Here is an 18,817-nt window from a genome sequence, read left to right as displayed (position 1 = left end):
TGCGGCTCGGTTCGAATGAGCGAACAACCCGGCCTCATCCATGCGGGCGTCGGGCGTCGGGGACTGATCTCCATGTATAATTTCTATCGTTAGAAACGATAGTCGTCGGCGTTGAAGCCGGCAAGCCGGATGGAAGGAATCGTCATGGGTGAGGATGCTCTGGACGGTGGACGAGATTTCGGGAATGGGGTTGCACTCATGTGCTACACCCGGCATCCCACTGATCGGCAGGAGGCCAACAACGAGGATATCGCCCTGAGCATGCACCTGGCGCTGCGCTCGCGGGCGAATGGCCATTGGGAACCCCTGAACGGCGACTATGGCATCTTCTTCGCTGCGGCTGTACCCACCAAGGCAGTGCCGGATAGTGCCCGCGGGGCCTGCACGGCCGGGGCCGCCCTGCCAGGCGAGGAGGCACCGCAAGAGGGCGAACACAATCCTGGACTGGACGCTCACCAGGCATCGCAGGCGGCCCAGGAACTTGCGGTGGTACCAGGGCAGGATCTGATCCTTAAGAGTCTGATCGACCCGTTCCTGCTGCCTCTGCGAGACGGTACCTTCGTCATTCTGGCCACCAGGGTGGCCAGGGGCGGTCAGCCGGACGGCTCCCAGGCTGACTCCTTCCTGATGGCTCTTTCGCCGGATCTGTTGACCTATAGACGACTGCCGCAGGTCCATATCCTGGGCGCTCATGGTGTCCACCGGCCCAGGGCGCGGCTTCTGGACGATGGCCAGGGCTGCCGGCTTTACTGGGACGACGACCGCGGGCGGCTGTGCACGGCCACGGCGGATGACCCGACGCGGATGGGCACAGTGACCGGCATGAAGGTCCTGGAGGATGACGCTCCCCTGGCCCAGGGCGACCCCCTGCCCCTGGATCGGCGGCGCGCCCTGGAGGAGGACTGCGGCATGAAGGGCATTCTGGCTGGCAACGTCGTGTCGGTCAGCGCCGATTGCGAGCGTGGCCTGCTGGAACGCTTCGGCCGCATCTACAATACGGGCGTGAAGGTGGATCCGGTTCAGGTCCGTCGGGGCGACGGCCTGGAGTCGGTCCGGCAGGCCCAGGCGCGGCTCCTCTACAGCGACGGGTCCACCGCCTTGCGCGGGGTGGACTGGGACCAGGGCCAGTTGGATCGTCTGGCCGGTGACCTGGCGCAGGGTCGTCTGAATCCTGGAGCGACCAGGCTGATCGGCGGACGGGTCCGGCAGACGGCCTACCCTGTACCCTTCGCCCGGCAGCGTGCCGATCCCTCCATTTTCCGCTGGTCCTGGAGGGGCCAGCGCCTGTTCATGTTCATCGCCACCGAGGATGCGGATGGCAATTGTGTCGACCCCTTGAACGGGCACACGCACATGCCCCTGCGGGTTGCTGACATGATCGAGGGTCTGAGCGATCAGGCCGGGGGCCATGAAAAGGAAGTGGACCTGCTGCGCAGGGGCGATCGCAACAGCGAGGGCCGGGTCATGACCGGCTGCTTCTGGGCTCCGGAGATTCACCTGATTGGCGGCAGGCTCTCCATTCTCTTCATGCCTTGCTTCGATGGTCCGCAGACCAACCCGGACGGGACCGCCAATGATCGGGCCGGAAAGCCGGACATGTGGACGGGCTGCTGCCACATCATGCAGTTGCGCCGCGACGACCAGGGCCGGGATCTGGACCCTCGCCGGCCTGAGAACTGGGACAGGCCCCGACCCATCCTGCGGGCTGAAGGCACCCCTCTCAACCCCATCCAGCGCATCAGCCTGGACATGACGGTCCTGCATGATACCGGCCGCTGGTATTACGCCTGGCAGCAGCTGGGTTCGGTCTGGATCGCCGCCTTCGACCCGGCCCGCCCCGACCGTCTGACCAGCACGCCGCGCCAGATCATCGTCCCCGAGTTCGCATGGGATAACATGATTGCCGAAGGGCCCAACGCCGTGGTTCATGACGGCCGGATCTTCCTGATCTATTCCGGCTCCCTGGTGGGCATCGACTACACCACTGGACTGGTAACTGCACCGGCCGGAGTCGGCGCCGATCTATGCGATCCCGGTGTGTGGAAGAAACTGGACTACCCATTGCAGAAGTCCGGGAAGTACAATGGTCACTGGCAGCTGGGCACCGGCCACGGCATGTGGTCCCAGGACGAGGACGGCACCATGATCTACGTCTTCCATAATGCCGAGCATGACCAGGACCGCTACCTCGGCCGCGACAGTCAGGTACGGCGGGTACATTGGTCTGCTGAGGGGATGCCCGTATTGGATATGCAAACGGGTGAGGAGCTCGACCCCACCCGCGCCACGGTAACCTTGGAGGTCAGGGTCTTATGAGTTTAGCCGCTTCCCCCGGCACCGGACGTGGTTCCACCCCGACCATGAAGGATGTGGCCCAGGCTGCAGGAGTGTCGGTCAAAACCGTTTCCAACGTGGTCAATGATTACGAATTCGTCTCCGAGGCCACCAGGGGCAGGGTCAATAAGGCCATAGAGGAGCTGGGCTACCGGGTCAACGTACCGGCCAGAAATCTGAGGCTGGGCTACACGGGAATGATCTCCCTGGCCATACCTGATCTGACCATGCCCTACTTCGCTCAGCTCTCTTCCCTGGTCATCGAGGAGGCCAAGAAACTGGGCATGAGGGTGCTGGTGGAGCCCACCCTCTACTCACGTGAGGGTGAAATTGAGTCCCTGCACGGCTCCCAGCGGTCCATGATCGACGGCCTCATCTACAGCCCACTGGAGCTGGGCATGGAAGACCTGGACCAGCTGCGGGTGGACTACCCCCTGGTGGTCGTGGGGGAGCGGATCTTCAGCGATCAATTTGATCATGTGGCCACGGAGAATGTGGAGGGTGCCAAGCACGCCACCGCCTATCTGATCAATACCGGCTGCCGTCGTGTGGCGGTCATCGGCACCCACCCCGGCGAAAAGCTGGGGTCGGCCGCTCTTCGCCTGGAGGGGTACAGGCAGGGTCTGGAGGAGGCAGGCCTGGACTACGATCCCCGGTTGGTAGCCCCATCGCGCATGTGGCACCGTATCGACGGGGTCAATGCCATGAACTCCCTGCTGGACCAAGGCATCGTCCCCGACGGGGTGGTGGCCCTGAATGACATGCTGGCGGCAGGGGTTCTGCATTCCATACAAATGCACGGTATGTCGGTGCCGGACGACATCTCGGTCATCGGCTTCGACAATTCGGACGATTCCCAGTATCTGTCGCCTTCGCTGACCAGCATCTCGCCCGGGCTCAAGGCCGTGGCAAGGCTCTCCGTCCGGGTCCTCAAGGACAGAATCAATGGGGTGCGTCCGCTGAACACCAAGGAAGGCCAGCACGTCTTCCGGAAGGTGTCCTCCTCGCTGGTGGTCCGTAAATCAACCCGTGCCTTGCCCGGAAACGAAATCGCCGTCTGAGTGCTGACGTTCTTTTTCGGGTTCTCTGGGTTTCTTGATTTCTAACGTTGTAATATACTGAAGAAGATTTCGGATAAATAATTTGAGGCAGCATCGGCGGACCATGGAGGCCTGCCGGTCGGAGCGCGGTCGCTTCGATGCCGATATGGAAAGGTGTGAGCATGCGTCATCAATCGTCATCAGACGCGGGACGACGAAGCCGAGGAGGGGTTGCAGCGGCGGCCCTCGTGGGCATGGGCATGATACTGGCGGGCGGTACAGTTGCATCTCCAGCCTGGGCGGATCAGTCCCAAGCCGGCGGCGGAGCCACAGCCACGATGCCGACCAGTCAGCCGCAGCCCCTGCTTGGCTATGATTTTTCAGCTCTTGCCCCAGAAGCCAGGGAGGCAAAAAATACCGTCTCAGGCTCATCCTTTGGCCCGGCCCGCATCCTGGACGCCGATGGTCGGCCGGCCGGGGCGGTCAAGGCCGACGATGCGCTCCTGCTCGATGGATCCACCTATGTCAAGCTTCCTGATGGCATACTGAGCGGACACGCCAGCGCCACGGTGTCCATCCGCGTGCGCAACGACCGATTCAATGCCTCAGGCCCCTGGACCTATCTCTGGTCACTAGGGGGGACCGGCCAGCGGGCTGTCGGCTCCTGGACCGCCTCCACCCACACCTCCCTGTACACCTCCATCACTTCCAAGGCCAACGGCCAGGGTGAGACCTATCTGCCGGCATCCAAGGACCTGCCCGACAACCGCTTCTCCACGCTGACGGCCACCATCGATGGCAAGGACAACATGGTCCGGCTCTATATCAACGGTCTGCAGGTGGCTGAGGGCAAGGCCACGGTCAATCCAGCAGCCTTTGGCGACCACCATCACAACGTAATCGGCCAGTCCCGATACCCTGGCATAGGCGACGCGCTCTTCCATGGCGCAGTACAGTCATTCGCCGTCTACCCGCAGGCCCTGGATGCCGATCAGATCGCTGCCACGCTGCCCTCGGAGGACCTGGGCGAGCTGATTGACCAGCAGGCCACATCGCTGGCGGTCCCAGCCGCTGTGGACGGTGATTTCAACCTGCCGGTCTCAACTACTGTTGCCTCAGTGGTGTGGACCTCTTCGGCTTCCGGAACAGTCAGTGTCGATGCAGCCACCGGCAGGGCCCATGTGGTCCGCGGCAAGCGGGATGTCCCCGTTACGCTGACGGCCCGGCTGCAGGCGAGCAAGGCCTCGGGGCCCTCCCTGGACGCTGAGGCCATCCAGCAGGACTATCGGCTTATTGTCAGGGGCACCTCCAAGGACGGTCAGAATGCCTACTCGCGCGTCCCCGTGCATGACCCTTCCGTGGTCAAGGCCGGTGGGCGCTACTACATCTTCGGCTCCCACCGGGCCTGGGCCCGTAGCACCGACCTCAAGCATTGGGAGCCCTTCACCAACAATCTGAGCCAGGATTACCAGCGCATTCTGGATCCCATCTGGAAGGCATGGCCCAAGCAGTCCTCCAATCCGGACGTGACCGGCAACATGTGGGCGCCCGAGGTCTACTACAACGCCACCATGAAGAAGTGGTGCATGTACCTGAGCCTGAACGGGGGAGGATTCCCCTTCCAGAAGTCGGTCATCGTCCTGCTGACCGCCGACGACATCGAGGGGGACTGGAGCCTGGTGGGCCCGGTGGTCTACTCCGGTTTCCAGAAGTCCAACGTGGCGGCGACCGACGTTCCCAAGGTGCTGGGCCCCAATGCCGATCTGTCGCGATATGCCAGCCTCACGGATACCGGCATCAATGCGATTGACGCCTGTGTCAAGGATGACGGGCAGGGGGGCCTGTGGATGAGCTTCGGCTCCTGGTTCGGCGGCATCTGGATGATCCGCCTGGATCCCAAGACCGGGCTGCGCGACTATTCCACCACCTACCCCACCCAGGCCAACCAGTCCGACGCCTACTACGGGCACAAACTCGCCGGCGGCTTCGGCAACTCAGGCGAAGGAACCGCCCTGGTCCATCAGGGCGACTGGTGGTATCTGATGCTTTCTTACGGCGGACTGGGGCAGACCGTGGGCTATCAGATGCGGGAATTCCGCTCCCGTTCCATCACCGGCCCCTACCTGGATCAGAATGGCAAGCCGGCCGTCTACGAGCGTGAAATGAATGATCTGGATGCCAACCGGGGTCTGCGGATCGACTCCTCCCTCGCCCAGCCCGGACAGGACCAGGTGCTGACCTCCCAGGGTGGCAACGCACTTTTGATTGACGAAGATCGCGTCTTCAACGTCTACCACACTCGCTTCGTGCGCGCTGAGGGCAATCTTGAAGAGCACCAGGTCCGGGTCAAGCAGATGGTGCAGACCCTTGACGGCTGGTTGGTCATGACGCCCTTCGAATACCGGGATTCGGTGGGCAGGGTCTCCTCCAGCCAGGTGGTCGGCGACTACCAGGTGGTGGTTCATGACCCTGTCCACTACTATGCGGGATCTGGCTTGTCCAGTCCGGCCATCTACCGGTCGGTGTCAGTGAGTCTGCTGGCCGACGGTCGGCTGGGCGGCCAGGTGCAGGGCTCCTGGACGGCGACCGGCGGCGATCTGACCATCAAGGTGGACTCGGCGGATCCGGGCACTCTGTTGCATGGTCTCTATCGGGCCAGACTGGGCAGACAGCTTGATGAGCAAGGCCATCCGGTCGTCTTCTTCTCAGGGCTGGGCGGCGATGTCTTCACCGATGCCGGTGCCGATGTCTCCAAGACGGCAGGCGCCGCGGCCATCTGGGGTTCGCGTCCCCTGACCGATGCCAAGGTTCAGGAGGAAGTCGACAGTGGCAACGGTCATGCGACTGTTCCCGCCTCGAACTCCACTCGTGAACCCGCAGGCCGGTCCGGCAAGGAAGGCAAGGCCGGTCGCCTGCCCTCGACTGGATCGGCCCTGTCGGCTCCCGTTGCGGCCGCATCTGCGGCCCTATTGGGTCTGGGAGCACTGGTCTTCACTGCAATTCGCCGAGCCCGGGGCTGAACCCGAACGGACGCTGCCGAAGCCGCCCTCCGCCTTCGCCTTCGATCGCCCCGGCGGATGGTGAGCCGTCCAATGATATTCAACGTTGTATATTGGTCGTACAGACCAGTACCTTCGTCTTCGTGATAGGAACACATGATGAGCGCATACCACAATCCCCTGGTACTCCAGAGGGCCGATCCTTGGGTCATCAGGCACAAGGGCCTCTACTATTTCACCGCCTCCTACCCGGCCTATGACAGGATCATCCTGCGTGCCGCCGCCAGGCTGAACGATCTGCAGGCCGCACCTGAGCACACCATCTGGCGCAAGCACGAGTCCGGCCCCATGAGCAAGTACATCTGGGCACCTGAACTCCACCGGATCAACGGGGCCTGGTACATCTACTTCGCGGCAGCCGAGCAGGACTTCGGTTCTGCTGATCTGCCCACCCACCGCATGTACGTACTGGAGAATACCGGCGAAGATCCCATGGATGGCGAGTGGACCGAGAAGGGGCAGATCCACACCCCGATCGATTCCTTCTCCCTGGATGCCACTACAGCGGTGATCGGGGGCAGCCAGTACCTGATTTGGGCCCAGAAGGATCCGGCCATCGAGGGCAATTCCAATCTCTACATCGCCCGCATGGCCAACCCCTGGACCCTGGCCACCGATCCCGTCCTGCTCTCCAAGCCCGAATACGACTGGGAATGCATTGATTTCAAGGTCAACGAGGGGCCGGCTGTCCTGCTTCACCAGGGTATGATCTACCTGACCTACTCGGCATCGGGCACCGGGGTCCCTTATGCGGTGGGCATGCTGACCGCCCGTGAGGAGGCCGACCTGCTGGATCCGGCCTCCTGGATCAAGAGTGACCATCCCGTCTTCAAAACGGCAGAGGAGAACCATCAGTACGGGCCCGGCCACAACTGCTTCACAGTCAGCGAGGACGGCAGCCAGGATCTGATTGTCTACCATGCCCGCAACTACACCCAGATCGAGGGGGATCCCCTCTTTGATCCCAACCGTCATGCCAGGGTGGGGCTGGTCACTTGGACCGACCATGGCCCGGACTTCGGGCGGCCTTTGCCTGACGATCGGTGGACCCCGACAAGTCGTCAGATCCTGCCTCCCGACGGTAGTCATTGAGCGGCATTGCCGGGCCATGCCCGACACGCTTGTACATCGTTGGAGAAGCGAGTATTATATAATTTGCAACGTTAGAAAGATGTCGGTTTACAAAGGCGTGGGCTACGTTCACGTATCTGGGAGCGTGACCAAGCGATGCAAGCCATTGGACCAGATGGGCAGGACATGGCTGTTCCGGCCGCCATCGGTTCCTTTGTAACCGTTGCTTGATGTCGAAAGGACAGAGACAATGAAGGCAATCAGAAAGGCTGCGGTAGCCGCAATCGCGCTCGCCACGCTCAGCACCGTAGGGCTCTCGGCCTGCGGTTCCGGCAGTGGAGGCAAGGATGCCAAGGGCAAGGACGGCGTCACCAACATCGTCATGTGGCACGGATTCTCCGAGGCTGATGGCAAGACTTTGAAGAAGATCGTTGAGAACTTCAACAAGTCCCAGAAGCAGTACCACATCGATGCCCAGCTCCAGCCCTGGAGCACCATCGGCGAGACCATGGTCACCAAGGTCACCTCGGGTGACGGCCCCGACTTCGTCACCACCGGTGCCGACAACGGCCAGGGCTGGTCCATCGACGGCACCTTCCAGTGCGTGCAGGACTTCTATGACGATCCCTCCAACGAGACCAAGAACTACCTGCCCAACGTCACCAAGCAGACCGAGTTCACCATTGACGGCAAGAAGCAGCAGTGTGCGGTCCCCATGGGCTACGCGCCCACCACCGTCTGGTACAACACCGATATGTGGAAGGCCGCTGGCCTGACCGAGCAGGACTATCCCAAGACCTGGGATCAGCTCCTGGATGTGGCCAAGAAGCTGACCAAGGGTGATGGTTCCCAGTACGGCATGGCCCTGTCCGACTCCGGATGGGCGGCCTTCATGAAGGGCAACGGCACCGGTCTTTACGACACCAAAGGCAAGGTCACCATCAACTCCGAGCAGAACAAGGCCTTCCTGCAGAAGATGCGCGAGTTCTACAAGGGCGGTTACTCCAAGAGCGGCATGGATGACACCGCTGCGCGCGAGTCCTTTGAGTCCGGCCAGTCGGCCATGGTAATCGTCGGTCCCTGGGAGGACCAGGCAGCCACCGACAAGGGCATCAAGCACGATCTGTTCCCCGTACCCAACGGAGACGGCACCTATGTCTACCCCGATGGTAAGAAGGGCTCCAACACCGGTTGCACCGGCCTGTATTGGTGGGTTACCTCACAGGTCAAGGACGAGGCCAAGAAGAAGGGCATCTACGCTTTCTTCAAGTACTACAACAACCATGACAACCAGGTCATGTGGTCCCTGGGCTCCGCCTATCCGCCGAACAACAAGACCGTGACCACCGAAGAGCTCTCCAAGCGCCCCCTGATCGCCAAGGTCTCCGAGAACACGGACAACTCCTACATTGGCATTGCCGGCCTCAAGGGCGGTTTCGGGGATATCTCGGCCACCCTGGATTCGGTGACCCAGAACACCGCTCGTACCGACGATGACATTTCCGCCTCGCTGTCCAAAGCCTCCAACAAGATCCAGAAGTATCTGGACGAGTACAAGGCTGAGGACTGATTGACCATCCACCCCTGAGGAACCGGTTTGGCGGCCAGTAGTGCCGCCGGCCGGTCCCCTCATGGCTGACCGTCGCCCGGGCCCGGCGTCCGGGCGGCACTTTGGAGTACTTATGTCCACTACCACTGGGATCCCACCCGCGCAGGGCGCCGACGCGGTCATCAAGGACAACAAGAAAACCCTTTCAAGGCGCAATATCCGCATCGGGCTGAGCTTCATAGCCCCGGCCCTGATCGTCCTGTCGGTCTTCGTCTTTTACCCGACCATCAAGACCTTCTTCACCTCGCTGACTACAGACCGCATCAACCGCAAGGGCATCTTTGTCGGTCTGCACAACTACGCCGAGCTTTTCACCAACGCGGACTTCTGGACCGACTTCCGCAACACGGTCATCTACGCGGTCGTCTACGCGCCGCTGGTGGTCATCGTGGCCCTGGCCTTCGCCCTGTTGCTCAACCGCAAGGACATCAAGGGGGTCGGCTTCTTCCGCACCTGCCTGTTCATGCCCTACATCATTTCGCTGACTGTGGCGTCCATCGCCTGGAGCTTCCTCCTCTCGCCCTCCCTGGGTCTGATACCCTACTGGGGCAAGGTGCTCTTCGGCATCCAGCACATGGATCTGCTGGGAACCAAGTCCACGGCCCTGGCCACCATCATCTTCATCACCGTATGGAAGAACTTCGGCTATTTCATGGTCATCTTCCTGGCCGGTCTGCAGGGGATCAACCCGGACCTGTACGAGGCGGCCTCGCTGGATGGGGCCAACGCCTGGCAGCGTTTCCTGCACATCACACTGCCCGGGTTGATGCCCACCTTCAACTATGTGGTCATCTTCGGACTGATCGGATCCTTCCAGGTCTTCGACCAGGTCTTCATTCTGACCTCCGGAGGCCCCGACCGCGCCACGGAGACCATCGTCTACCGCATCTACACCGAGGCCTTCGGCAACGGCAAGATGGGCTACGCATCGGCCCTGTCCTATGTCCTGCTGATCATGACGCTGATCATCGGCATTATCCAGCTGGTCTGGAACAACAAGCATGAGAAGGAGGAAATCGGATGAGCCAGTCGACTCCTACCGCAATCGAGCACGATAAGCTGCTCAAGAGGGCTCATGCCCGACACATGGTGGCCAGGGTTCTGACCTACTTCCTGCTGATCCTGATGACGGTGATCATCATCTTCCCGCTGTTGATCGTGCTCATCACCTCCTTCACACCCAACAAGCTGACCCAGACCTGGCCGCCCAAGGTGATTCCTTCCTCATTCACCCTGGACAACTACACCTCGCTCTTCCAGCGGATGCCTATAGGCAGACAGTTGATGAACACGGTGATCTTCGCCGGAGCCGTGACGGTCTTCTCGGTCTTCTTCGACTCCCTGGCTGCCTATGGGCTCTCCAGGATCGACTTCAAGGGGCGCGGCTTCCTGCTGGGAATCCTGATTGCCACCATGATGATCCCCGGCATGGCCCTGCTGATCCCGGTGTACAAGCTGCTGGCAAGCATGGGGCTGGTCAACTCCTACTGGGGCATCATCATCCCCAGGCTGGCTGATGTGGGCGGCATCTTCCTGATGCGTCAGTTCTTCATCTCCCTGCCCAAGGATCTGGACAACGCGGCCCGCATCGACGGCGCCGGCGAGTTCCGCATCTTCTGGCAGATCATCCTGCCCAACGCCAAATCCTCGGTGCTGGTGGTGACCATGTTCAACTTCATGGGCAACTGGAACGATCTGCTCTGGCCATTGATCATGACCAGCCGCCCGGAAACCAGGACCATCACCGCCGGTCTGGCCATGCTGACCGGGCATGGCTCCTCGGTCACACCCTATGGCGTGGTCATGGCAGGCGCCCTGATCTCGGCGCTGCCCCTGCTGATCATCTTCTTCTTCATTCAGAAGAGCTTCGTACAGGGTATCGCCATGACGGGCATCAAGTGACCGACGAGGCCGACATCATCGGCACCAGATACAGGGTCCCTTGAGGATGGAACTTTCTGCCTGGCGCCCAAGGGGCCGACGGGGGATGAGCGACCTCCGTCGGCCCCTTGTTCGTTCTGGATTTAGACTGGGCTGGTGAACGTCGCGGACGGGGAGGTCAGGCATGGATGAGCGTCAGGACGATCAATATGGGCTGAGCTCCGAGCAGGAGGATGCCCTAGGGGTTCTGGCATCGGCGGATCCTCACGCCGGACAGTCCAAATGGACCATCTTGAGGCAATTGCCGCCGGATAAGCGTTGGCCCTACTTCGCCCAGCACTTCCTTCCTGGTATTCTGGCCGCTGGTCTGGTGCTGGCCCTTGTGGTCAGCCTGGTCGTCACCAGGCTGACCAGGCCGCCGGACCCGCTTATTTCAGTGCAAGGCTTCAATATGAGCGCCCATGAGGAGGGGTTCGACCGGCTCAAACAGGGATTCATGCGCGACCGGGGAATCAAAGATGGTCGGCTGGTGGACATGGAGGCGACCATGACGCTGAACGGCCAAGGCTACGACGATTCGGCCAAGGCCCTGACCCGGGTCAGCGCAGGCCAGATCAACATGGTGATCGCCCCCGTGGGCATCTTTCCGACTCTATGCAAGCGCGGGCTGGTGGCCAAGCCCTCGCAAGGATTGAAGGGCGACGACCTGCGTCGGTTGGCTGGCCAGGGTGTTCTGGTGGATTCCAATGGCCGACAGGTATCGAATCCGTCCCGTGCCATGGGTCTGGATCTCTCCCGCTCATCGCGCTGGCGGCAGGTGCCTGGTCTGCCCGATCATGCCATCCTAGGGCTGAGCAAGGTGGCAGACACCATAACCTACGTCCGGGCCTTCGTTGACTATATGGATTTCGACTGAGTTCCCGGATCCCTTTGAAGCGTGTTTGTGGTATGAATTCCCAGGGCGAATTCCCGCTCCAACAGATGGTAGCCCACAATCACTGCGCGAGGGGTTCGGCCCGAATCTTCCTGTCTTTCCTGCTGACGGACATGATCCAGCATCATGAAGATGGCCTCTGCGCCATTTCAGTGAAAAGTGAAATCCAAGGCCACGATGGTCAGGGTGGGGACGGAGCGGGCTCCGGTTCAATCCCGTCTCCGCAGGCAGCCAATTCGGGTGAATCTGCTGCTACGCCACCGAGGACTTCGTCCACTGGCGCGACCTGGGCTGTGCTCTGCCAGTGGGGCGCCGGGAGGAATGATCTCTCCGGAGCGGATTATGGACAGACACCGGGTGCTGCGCTGCCGGACATCGGACTCCATGACATGCAGAGGCATATAGATGGAGAGGAGGATTGCCTTTACCCTCATGTGGGCAAGGCTGACTGGTATGGAGCTGTATATGTACGAACCTGCAAAGAAGCGAGTCAGCGGGTCAGAGTCCGCTTCAAAATCCGATACTCGCTCTCGGTGATGGGCATAATGGAGCCGTGGCGCTTGGTCAGTCGGCCGAAGTTCATGTCGTTGACCAAGGTCCAGTCCTGCTGCCGTCGGGATGACAAATCCGCCGAGCGGAAGGGCAGGTAGCCTCGGCCCTCGGCGAACTGGTCGCAGATCAGGCCGAAGGGCATGGTCCGACCGTCGGGTACGGCGGCATCCGTATCGTTGTAGAGGAAGAGCTCGGGTCCCTCCAGATAATGCGAGGAGTAGCGTCCTTGGCCGAAGATGTCGGTCAGATTGGATAGGTAGGACCAGGCCTGGTCGTCGTCCGTACGGACCAGCTCATGGGTTACCGCATAAGGGTTACGGGTGCGTTCCAGGGTGATCTGGTCATCCTTGGAGGCTCGGTACCACCAGCTGTCGGGCGCCTTGAGCATGGTTGTGTCGATGATTCCGTTGCTGCGGTCGATCCACTTGACTGGACGTGAGAAGGTGATCAGGTCAGCGCTGGTGGCGTAATACATGTTGATGCCGTCGCCCAGCTCGTTGACCAGGTCGGCCGCGGCCGGGTCCTCGGTGCTGTCGGCGGCAGCCGTGGCCCAGAAGACTATCCATTGCTTCCTGTCGGCATCCCAACAGGCCTCCGGCGCCCAGGCCATGCCGGCCTTGGGAATGGCCGAGGCCACATCAACCAGGCGGGGTCTACCCCAGTGGGCCAGGTCAGGCGAATCCCAGATGACCAGGCCGGTGGATCCGTTTACGGTGGCCCTGCCCTCCTGCCAGCCGCCCCTGTGGTAGACGGATAGGTCGGTGGCGATGATGTGGAAGAGGCCGTCTGGTCCACGGACGACATAGGGGTCGCGTACGCCGCCCTCGCCTTCGCTCCAGGTCAGCACCGGGTCTCCCTGGGCCCGCAGGTCATGCCAGTGCAGGCCGTCGCGGCTGAGGGCGAAGTAGAGCTGCTCGTCCGTCTCGGCCTGTTCATGGCCGGTGAAGTGGACGAAGAGGTAGGCGCTGGTCGCCTCGAAAGAGGGCTGCCAATCCATAGACATAATCCACCTTTCCTGCTTACGACAACGGTACCGCGGCGGCGGGGGACTGGCGGACGGACGGCGGATGCTTCTTCGCTCTTCCGTTCCTGCCGTTCGAGGGCCGCCATGGGTGATTTTAGCTGCCGGCGTTCCCTTTGTCGGCGCCACCCACCCGGACGGGTCGTGGTTTGGGTCGCGCGGGACTCTAGACTGTGGACCATGAGCAGGCATCATCGCGACCGCAGCTGGGCTCCCGACCCGGAGCCCCTGCCCGAAGGCATTGGAGTCATCGACGATCACACCCACATGGCCTCTGTTGTTCCTTTCGCCCAGGAGATGGACCGGCAGGCCAGGGAGCGCGGGCAGGATCCGGTCCCCGTCCGCACGGTCGACCAGCAGCTGGAAAGGGCTAGGGCCGTGGGCGTGGTCGGGACCATCGACGTGGGCTGCGAGCTGCCTAACCTGCAGACGGCTGTGGACCTGGCCCTGGCCCATCCCGGGGTGGTTCACGCAGCTCTGGCCATTCATCCCAATGAGGCCGTTCTGCATGGTCATCGAGGGGTGCCGGGACCGGACGGACTGCCACTGAAGTATCAGCCCTGGCATGAAGCTTCCTTCGAGCAGGCGCTTGGGGAGGTTTCGCGACTGGCTCGCGCGTATCCCGACCAGGTGGTGGCCATCGGTGAGACGGGCATGGACCTCTTCCGAACCGGTCAGGGGGCCGAACAGATCCAGCGGCAGGCCTTCCGCGACCACATTGCCCTGGCCAAGGAGCTGGGTCTGCCCATGCAGATCCACGACCGCGACGCCCATCGGCAGGTCATCGAGACCCTATTGGAGGACGGCGCTCCCGAGCGCACAATCTTCCACTCCTATTCGGGTGATGCGCAGATGGCTCAGGTGGTCGCAGAGCACGGCTGGTATCTGAGTTTTTCCGGGACGGTCTCCTACAAGGGCAACGAGGGAATCCGCCAGGCCCTGTCCGTGGTCGGCATGGACCACATCATGGTGGAGACCGATGCACCCTACCTGAGTCCTATGCCCTACAGGGGACGCACCAACTCCCCATACATGATTCCTTATACCCTCCGAGCCATGGCCGATGCCTTGGGTTGCCCCCTGGCCCAAGTGGCCAAAGCGACGGCGGCCACCACGCGCCGGGTTTATGGCTTGTGAGGGATGTCCGACGGACGCTGCCAGGCGGTATTAAGCTAATGGTGTGTCGCGGTCTGAATCGCCCCTGCCGAGTGTGGGGGGAGAGTGCTACGGTTGTCGTCGCACGTGTGCGCGAACAGCAACATACGGCACCCGGAAGTAGATGAGTGAAGGCATTGGCCGATGGAGGGCTCTATGGCGGATGAGCGGCATGAGTTGGCGGCTCAGGATGATGGCAGGGGCGCTGACGAACCACCCCGGTTATCCGGCGAAAAAGCGGCGAAGTCGACGGCGGCCTCCCGTAAGGGTCGGCTGACGAAGGAGTCGATACTTCCCCCGGAGAGCTTTACCAAGGCCCCAAAGATCTCGGCCAAATCCCGCACCCGCGAGGAGGAGAACGAGCTCAAGCGGGTCCGGCGCGAGGCCCAGCGTGCGGCCCAGCGTCGCCGCACCCCGCCAAAGGGCCCTCTGGGCCGCTGGTGGCGACGGGTGCAGTCCTCGCCTGACAGGATCAGCCTGGGCATGTGCATCGTGGCCCTGGGTGTGGTCTACGGCGACATCGGCACCTCGCCCCTGTACACCATGCAGGCCTTCGTGGCCGGGCAGGGCGGCATGGCCCGTGTGGACAGGGCTGCAGTGCTGGGCATGCTCTCCCTGGTCTTCTGGTCCATCACGCTGATCACCACGGTCAAATACGTTCTGGTGGCCATGCGCATCGACAACAAGGGCGAGGGTGGCATCTTCGCCCTGTACACCCTGGTCCGGCACTACGGCAAATGGCTGGCCATTCCTGCCATGGTCGGCGGTGCAGCCTTCCTGGCTGACTCGGTGCTGACTCCGGCCGTCTCCATATCCTCGGCAGTCGAAGGCCTGAAGACCATCCCAGTCCTGACTCCGATCTTCCGCGAAAACGGAAACCTGACCATGGTCATCACCTTAGTGATCATCCTGATTCTGTTTGCGGTCCAGTCGCGCGGAACGGAGCGGATCGGCAAGGTCTTCGGAAGCGTGGTCATGGTCTGGTTCGCATTCCTGGCCCTGATCGGCATCTACTGCATAGGCAACGACTGGTCCATCTTCGAGGCCCTGAATCCGGTCTACGGGATTCGCTTCCTCTTCAGCCCGCAGAACCCGGTGGGTCTGACCATCATGGGCACGGTCTTCCTGTCCACCACGGGAGCCGAGGCTCTCTATTCCGACATGGGTCACGTGGGTCGGGGCAACATCTATGCCACATGGCCCTTTATCAACGTCGCCCTGGTCTTCAACTACTTCGGCCAGGGGGCCTGGATCCTGCGCAACAGCGACAATAAGGCCCTGCAGGGTGTGGACGGGCTCAACCCCTTCTTCCAGATGATGCCCACCACCGTGCGTTACGTGGCTGTCCTCCTGTCGGTGACGGCCGGTGTCATCGCCTCGCAGGCCCTGATAACGGGTGCATTCACCATGGTCTCGGAGGCCACCGGCCTCAACTGGATGCCGCACCTGCAGGTGCGCTACCCGGCGCGGACCCGTGGCCAGCTCTATATCCCAACCATCAACTGGGTCCTGTGTGCGGCCACGCTGACGGTGCTGGCCATCTTCAAGGATTCCGAGCACATTTCTGCCGCCTACGGATTGGCCCTGACGGTGACCATGATCACCACCACCGTTCTGCTGGCCGACTATATCTGGCACGATGGCAAGCGTGCGCTCTCCCTGCTCTTCGCTGCTGTCTTCCTGGCCATCCAGATCCTCTTCTTCATGGCCTCCATGGCAAAGTTCATGCACGGCGGCTGGTTCACCATGCTGCTGACCGCGGCCATCCTCTACATCATGTACACCTGGGATGTGGGCACCAAGGTGGAGCGCTCGCAGCGTCGGCATATGACGGCAAAGGAGTGTCTGCCCGCCCTGGAGATGCTCCACAACGACTTCCGCGTCCCCTATTACGCGGACAATCTGGTCTATCTGACCTCGGACGCGGAGATGCGGCGGCTGGACACCGATATCTTCTTCTCCATCTTCGCCAACCGGCCCAAACGGGCTCGCGCCTGGTGGGCGGTCTCGGTCCAGACCACGGATGCTCCCTACACCCGCAAGTATTCGGTGGAGAATTTCGGCACCAACTACCTCTTCCGTGTGCGCATGAGGCTGGGCTTCAAGGTTGACCAGAATGTGGCCACCTACCTGCACCAGATCATGCATGAGCTGATCGACAGCGGCGAACTGCCCAAGCAGCCATCCATCTACCCCAAGGTGGACGAGGATCCGCAGATCGGCACAGTCACCTACGTGCTGGTCCACAAGGCTCTGATGCCCGAGTCGAAGATCGACTCCCGCGGTGCCTTCTCGCTGAAGGTCAAGTATGCCATCCGCAAGGTGGCGGGCTCGCCGATCAAGTGGTTCGGTCTGGCTCCCTACAACCCCATCGTGGAGGTGCAGCCCCTGTTCGTTTCCACCAGGGCGGTTCCCAAGCTGACGCGAGTGGTCCTGCCCTCCCGCAAAATCAAGGGCGGCAAGCATCACAAGGACTGAGTGAGTGGAATCTCACCCTATGGATCCTGGCCCAAATCGGGTCCGGGCCATAGAATTGACGGCATGGAACCTGGTGCCCGGCCTTTCCGGGCTACCGTCGAAAGGTGATGTGATGACACAAGCTCAAGCCAATATCGGAGTCGTGGGTCTGGCCGCCATGGGCGCCAGCCTGTCCAGGAATCTGGCACGGCACGGCAATACCGTAGCGGTTTACAACCGTCACTATTCGCGCACCGAGACCCTGATCAATGATCATGGCCAGGAGGGGCGGTTTGTCCCGGCCAAGACGTTGCAGGAGTTCGTGGCCTCGTTGACCAAACCCCGCACCGCCATCATCATGGTCAAGGCCGGTGATCCCACCGACCAGATGATCAACGACCTGGCCGACCTGATGGAGCCGGGGGACATCATCGTCGACGCCGGCAATGCCTACTTCAAGGACACCATCCGCCGGGAGAAGGCCATCCGCGCCCGTGGATTGCACTTTGTTGGCTGCGGTGTCTCCGGCGGCGAGCAGGGCGCACTCCTGGGGCCCTCCATGATGCCCGGTGGAACCGATGAGTCCTGGAAGACCCTCGGACCCATCCTGGAGTCCATCGCCGCCAAGGTCGACGGCGAACCCTGCGTTACCCACATCGGCACAGACGGTGCGGGTCACTTCGTCAAGATGGTCCACAACGGCATCGAGTACTCCGATATGCAGGTGATCGCCGAGTCCTATGACCTGATGCGTCGCGGTCTGGGCATGGAGCCCGAGGCCATCGCCCAGGTCTTCGAGGAGTGGAACCAGGGCGATCTGAACTCCTATCTGGTGCAGATCACCGCCGAGGTGCTGCACCACACCGATGCCGCCACCGGCAAGCCCTTCATCGACATCGTCACCGATCAGGCCGGCATGAAGGGCACCGGTACCTGGACTGTGCAGACCGCACTGGATCTTGCTGTGCCCGTGACCGGCATTGGTGAGGCCGTCTTCGCCCGGGGACTTTCCTCTTCGCCTGAGCTGCGCAGCCAGGCTGCACAGGAGGGACTGAAGGGTCCGCAGCCCAAGGCCGTCATGGCCGATCTGGCTGCCGACCCCGAGGCCCGCAAGTCCTTCATCGAGGACATTCGCCAGGCCCTCTATGCTTCCAAGATCGTGGCTTACGCCCAGGGATTCAACGAGATGCAGGAGGGAGCCCGGGTCTATGGCTGGAAGCTGGACATGGGCGCCATCGCCCGCATCTGGCGCGGCGGCTGCATCATCCGGGCCAAGTTCCTGAACCGGATCTCTGATGCCTACGCCTCTGGCCGTGAACCGGGCTCCCTGCTCTTCGACCCCTTCTTCAAGCAGGCGGTCGAGCAGGCCCAGGATTCATGGCGGCGTGTCGTGGCCAGCGCCACCCAGGCCGGCATCCCCATCCCCGTCTTCGCCAGCTCCCTGTCCTACTACGACGGACTGCGTTCCGATCGGCTCCCCGCCGCCCTGATCCAGGGGCAGCGCGACCTCTTCGGCGCCCACACCTATGGGCGCGTGGATCAGCCGGGTGTCTTCCACACCCTCTGGGCCGAGGACAAGTCAGAAATCAAGCAGGACTGAGTAGCAGAATGTCGGCATTTCCTGTGGATTGATCTCGTCATGAGCAATTGCCAATCATAGGTTAATGCCTCGGCTCAGGCAACGCTCTGGCTTCGGATGCTCCC

At 61.9% G+C, this 18,817-nt stretch carries 12 protein-coding genes; 11 read left to right on the top strand and 1 reads right to left on the bottom strand.

All coding sequences use genetic code 11. From position 1 onward, the window contains the following. Window positions 1–144 precede the first annotated feature (144 nt). The 8 genes from ACUIAF_RS05415 (at window position 145) to ACUIAF_RS05380 (ending at window position 11,910) form a co-directional block, all read left to right on the top strand. Window positions 145–2,316 carry a family 43 glycosylhydrolase gene (locus ACUIAF_RS05415; RefSeq protein ID WP_445338050.1) on the top strand — a complete coding sequence of 724 codons (2,172 nt, stop codon included), beginning with the start codon at window positions 145–147 and terminating at the stop codon, window positions 2,314–2,316. Further along, entirely contained in the window at window positions 2,313–3,395 is a 1,083-nt protein-coding gene (locus ACUIAF_RS05410) for a LacI family DNA-binding transcriptional regulator (RefSeq protein ID WP_110416742.1), read from the top strand. The genes ACUIAF_RS05415 and ACUIAF_RS05410 overlap by 4 nt, the downstream gene beginning before the upstream one ends. Before the next feature lie 161 nt (window positions 3,396–3,556). Then, window positions 3,557–6,394 (top strand): family 43 glycosylhydrolase, encoded by a 2,838-nt coding sequence (locus tag ACUIAF_RS05405; RefSeq protein ID WP_445338048.1) that lies wholly within the window; start codon window positions 3,557–3,559, stop codon window positions 6,392–6,394. A 138-nt stretch (window positions 6,395–6,532) separates the two neighbouring features. Beyond that, a complete protein-coding gene (locus tag ACUIAF_RS05400; RefSeq protein WP_445338046.1) occupies window positions 6,533–7,525 on the top strand; it encodes a glycoside hydrolase family 43 protein in 993 nt (330 codons plus the stop codon). A gap of 229 nt (window positions 7,526–7,754) precedes the next feature. Next, the gene (locus tag ACUIAF_RS05395) at window positions 7,755–9,074 is read left to right on the top strand and encodes an ABC transporter substrate-binding protein (RefSeq protein WP_445338044.1); all 1,320 of its coding nucleotides are present in this window, start codon (window positions 7,755–7,757) and stop codon (window positions 9,072–9,074) included. Window positions 9,075–9,186: 112 nt separating this feature from the next. Further along, window positions 9,187–10,137, top strand: coding sequence for a carbohydrate ABC transporter permease (locus tag ACUIAF_RS05390; RefSeq protein WP_015021244.1), 951 nt, complete (start codon window positions 9,187–9,189; stop codon window positions 10,135–10,137). Beyond that, window positions 10,134–11,015, top strand: a complete 882-nt coding sequence (locus tag ACUIAF_RS05385; RefSeq protein WP_015021245.1) for a carbohydrate ABC transporter permease — start codon at window positions 10,134–10,136, stop codon at window positions 11,013–11,015. The genes ACUIAF_RS05390 and ACUIAF_RS05385 overlap by 4 nt, the downstream gene beginning before the upstream one ends. A 163-nt stretch (window positions 11,016–11,178) precedes the next feature. Then, entirely contained in the window at window positions 11,179–11,910 is a 732-nt protein-coding gene (locus ACUIAF_RS05380) for a hypothetical protein (protein WP_445338042.1), read from the top strand. A gap of 508 nt (window positions 11,911–12,418) precedes the next feature. Here ACUIAF_RS05380 and ACUIAF_RS05375 read toward each other — a convergent pair. Further along, window positions 12,419–13,483: a glycoside hydrolase family 43 protein gene (locus ACUIAF_RS05375; RefSeq protein ID WP_445338040.1), complete on the bottom strand. Its 1,065-nt coding sequence runs from the start codon at window positions 13,481–13,483 to the stop codon at window positions 12,419–12,421. Between the two features lie 198 nt (window positions 13,484–13,681). Between ACUIAF_RS05375 and ACUIAF_RS05370 the strand changes: the two genes are divergently transcribed. The 3 genes from ACUIAF_RS05370 (at window position 13,682) to gndA (ending at window position 18,713) form a co-directional block, all read left to right on the top strand. Further along, window positions 13,682–14,638, top strand: coding sequence for a TatD family hydrolase (locus tag ACUIAF_RS05370; RefSeq protein ID WP_445338038.1), 957 nt, complete (start codon window positions 13,682–13,684; stop codon window positions 14,636–14,638). 174 nt (window positions 14,639–14,812) lie between these two features. Continuing rightward, window positions 14,813–17,134, top strand: a complete 2,322-nt coding sequence (locus tag ACUIAF_RS05365; protein ID WP_445338037.1) for a KUP/HAK/KT family potassium transporter — start codon at window positions 14,813–14,815, stop codon at window positions 17,132–17,134. A gap of 112 nt (window positions 17,135–17,246) precedes the next feature. Continuing rightward, window positions 17,247–18,713, top strand: coding sequence for an NADP-dependent phosphogluconate dehydrogenase (gndA, locus tag ACUIAF_RS05360; RefSeq protein WP_110416750.1), 1,467 nt, complete (start codon window positions 17,247–17,249; stop codon window positions 18,711–18,713). The last annotated feature ends 104 nt before the right edge of the window (window positions 18,714–18,817 follow it).

The organism is Bifidobacterium sp. ESL0822, from assembly GCF_052606675.1.
The sequence above is the reverse complement of the archived record's forward strand: the minus strand, read 5'-3'. Positions and strand labels throughout refer to the sequence as shown.

Bases quoted from the DNA above. Each gene is read 5' to 3' on its own strand.
- ACUIAF_RS05390 (WP_015021244.1), top strand. From the start codon at position 9,187: ATGTCCACTACCACTGGGATCCCACCCGCGCAGGGCGCCGACGCGGTC.
- ACUIAF_RS05410 (WP_110416742.1), top strand. From the start codon at position 2,313: ATGAGTTTAGCCGCTTCCCCCGGCACCGGACGTGGTTCCACCCCGACC.
- ACUIAF_RS05385 (WP_015021245.1), top strand. From the start codon at position 10,134: ATGAGCCAGTCGACTCCTACCGCAATCGAGCACGATAAGCTGCTCAAG.
- ACUIAF_RS05365 (WP_445338037.1), top strand. From the start codon at position 14,813: ATGGCGGATGAGCGGCATGAGTTGGCGGCTCAGGATGATGGCAGGGGC.
- ACUIAF_RS05400 (WP_445338046.1), top strand. From the start codon at position 6,533: ATGAGCGCATACCACAATCCCCTGGTACTCCAGAGGGCCGATCCTTGG.
- ACUIAF_RS05375 (WP_445338040.1), bottom strand. From the start codon at position 13,483: ATGTCTATGGATTGGCAGCCCTCTTTCGAGGCGACCAGCGCCTACCTC.
- ACUIAF_RS05380 (WP_445338042.1), top strand. From the start codon at position 11,179: ATGGATGAGCGTCAGGACGATCAATATGGGCTGAGCTCCGAGCAGGAG.
- ACUIAF_RS05405 (WP_445338048.1), top strand. From the start codon at position 3,557: ATGCGTCATCAATCGTCATCAGACGCGGGACGACGAAGCCGAGGAGGG.
- ACUIAF_RS05415 (WP_445338050.1), top strand. From the start codon at position 145: ATGGGTGAGGATGCTCTGGACGGTGGACGAGATTTCGGGAATGGGGTT.
- ACUIAF_RS05395 (WP_445338044.1), top strand. From the start codon at position 7,755: ATGAAGGCAATCAGAAAGGCTGCGGTAGCCGCAATCGCGCTCGCCACG.
- gndA (WP_110416750.1), top strand. From the start codon at position 17,247: ATGACACAAGCTCAAGCCAATATCGGAGTCGTGGGTCTGGCCGCCATG.
- ACUIAF_RS05370 (WP_445338038.1), top strand. From the start codon at position 13,682: ATGAGCAGGCATCATCGCGACCGCAGCTGGGCTCCCGACCCGGAGCCC.